This window comes from Mesorhizobium sp. M4A.F.Ca.ET.090.04.2.1, assembly GCF_003999085.1.
Lineage (GTDB): Bacteria > Pseudomonadota > Alphaproteobacteria > Rhizobiales > Rhizobiaceae > Mesorhizobium.
This window is the reverse complement of record NZ_RZOT01000761.1, coordinates 1-1,923: the sequence shown is the minus strand read 5'-3', so window position 1 is coordinate 1,923 and position 1,923 is coordinate 1. Positions and strand designations below refer to the sequence as shown.

Below are 1,923 nucleotides of genomic sequence, written 5' to 3'. Positions count from 1 at the left end.
GAACAACGTCAACCAGCCCGGCGGCCGCGCCACCATCGGCGGCCAGGAGCAGTCTGTGCGCACGCTGGCCAGCGCCACCACGGTCGAGGCGCTCGCCGACACCCGCATGGCGCTTTCCAGCGCCGGCGACGTCAAGCTTTCCGATCTCGGCACCGTGGTCGACAGCTGGGAGAAGCCGCGCCAGGCCGCCTATCTCGACGGCAAGCAAGTCGTTGCCTTCAACGTCTACAGGTCGGTCGGATCGAGCGAGATCGACGTCGTCAAGGCCGCGCGCGCGGCGATCGCCGAAATCGGCGCGAAAGCCACTGGGGCGAAGTTCAGCGAGGTCACCTCCTCGTCCGGTTTCGTGCAGGAAAGCTATGACGCGGCCCTCGAGGCGCTGTGGCTCGGCGCCCTGCTCGCCGTCGGCGTGGTCTGGTTGTTCCTGCGCGACATCAGGGCGACGCTGGTGTCGGCCGTCGCCATGCCGCTGTCGCTGATCCCGACCTTCGCCGTCATGGCGGCCCTGGACATCTCGCTGAGCAACATCACCTTGCTCGCGCTGTCGCTGGTGGTCGGCATCCTCGTCGACGACGCCATCGTCGAGATCGAGAACATCGTTCGCCATATGCGCCAGACCGGCGCCAGCGCCTATCAGGCGGCGATCGAGGCCGCCGACGAGATCGGCCTTGCCGTGGTGGCGACCACCGCGACCATCGTCGCGGTGTTCCTGCCGGTGGCCTTCATGCCCGGCATTCCCGGAAAATTCTTCATCAGCTTCGCCATCGCCGTCTGCGTGTCGGTGCTGTTCTCGCTGCTGGTGGCGCGCATGCTCACGCCGCTGTTGGGCGCCTATCTGGTGCGCGCCGGCGGCCACAGCGAGGACGACCTCCCGGCCTGGGTGCCGACCTATCTCTGGCTGCTGCGCAAGGCGCTCAATTGCCGCTGGATCACGCTGTTCGCCGGCATAGCCTTCTTCGCCGGCTCGATGCTCCTGGCCACGAAACTGCCTACCGAATTCATGGCGGCGGCCGATCGCGGCCGCTCAATGATCTCGGTCGAACTGCAGCCGGGCTCGACGATCGAGCAGACAACGGCCGTGGTGCAGGACATTACAGAGCGCCTCGAGCGTGAACCGGCCGTCGACAGCGTCTTCGCCACGATCGGCACGGCCGCTTCCTCGGGCGGCGGGCCGAACCAGAGTTCGAGCTCGGCCGAGGTGCGCACCGCCACCGTCACGATCAATCTGAAGCCGCGCGCCGAACGCTTGCTCAGCCAGCAGGCGTTCGAAGCCGAAGCCTCGCCGAAGCTGAACGACATTCCTGGTGCCCGCATCCAGTTCGGCGCCGACGGCTTCTCCGGCGCCAAGGTGTCGATCACGCTGGTCGGCGATGATGGCGCAGCGCTCGAAAAGGCGAGCGATGCCCTGATCGACGAGATGAAGTCGGTGCCCGGCCTGATCAACCCGACCTCGACCGCCGCGACCACCAAGCCCGAGCTGATCGTGCGCCCCGACAGCGCCAAGGCGGCCGAGCTTGGTGTCACGCCGACGGAGATCGCTGCGACGGTCAAGATCGCCACCATCGGCGACACCGACACCAACCTGGCGAAGTTCAACCTTGGCGATCGCCAGGTGTCGATTGTCGTCACCCTGCCGGACGGCGTCATCGACGATCCGGCAAAGCTTGCCGTCCTGCCGCTGACCGGCTCCAAGGGCACAGTCCCGCTCGGCGCCGTAGCCGACATCGGCTTCAACGCCGGGCCGAACAGCCTGACCCGGGTGGAGCGCAGCCGCAGCGCCACCGTCGAGGCGGATCTTTCCGGTCTGACATTAGGCGAAGGCACCGCGGCCATCCGCGCCCTGCCGATCATGCGGAGCCTGCCGGCCGGCGTCCACGAGCTGGCGCGCGGCGACGCCGCCCGCATGCAGGAGCTGTTCACCGG

1 protein-coding gene is annotated in these 1,923 nt (G+C 67.7%); it reads left to right on the top strand.

The features are described 5' to 3' along the window. Positions 1-1,923 (top strand): efflux RND transporter permease subunit (locus tag EN781_RS31495; RefSeq protein ID WP_145965749.1); only part of this gene is annotated, 1,923 nt, incomplete at both ends.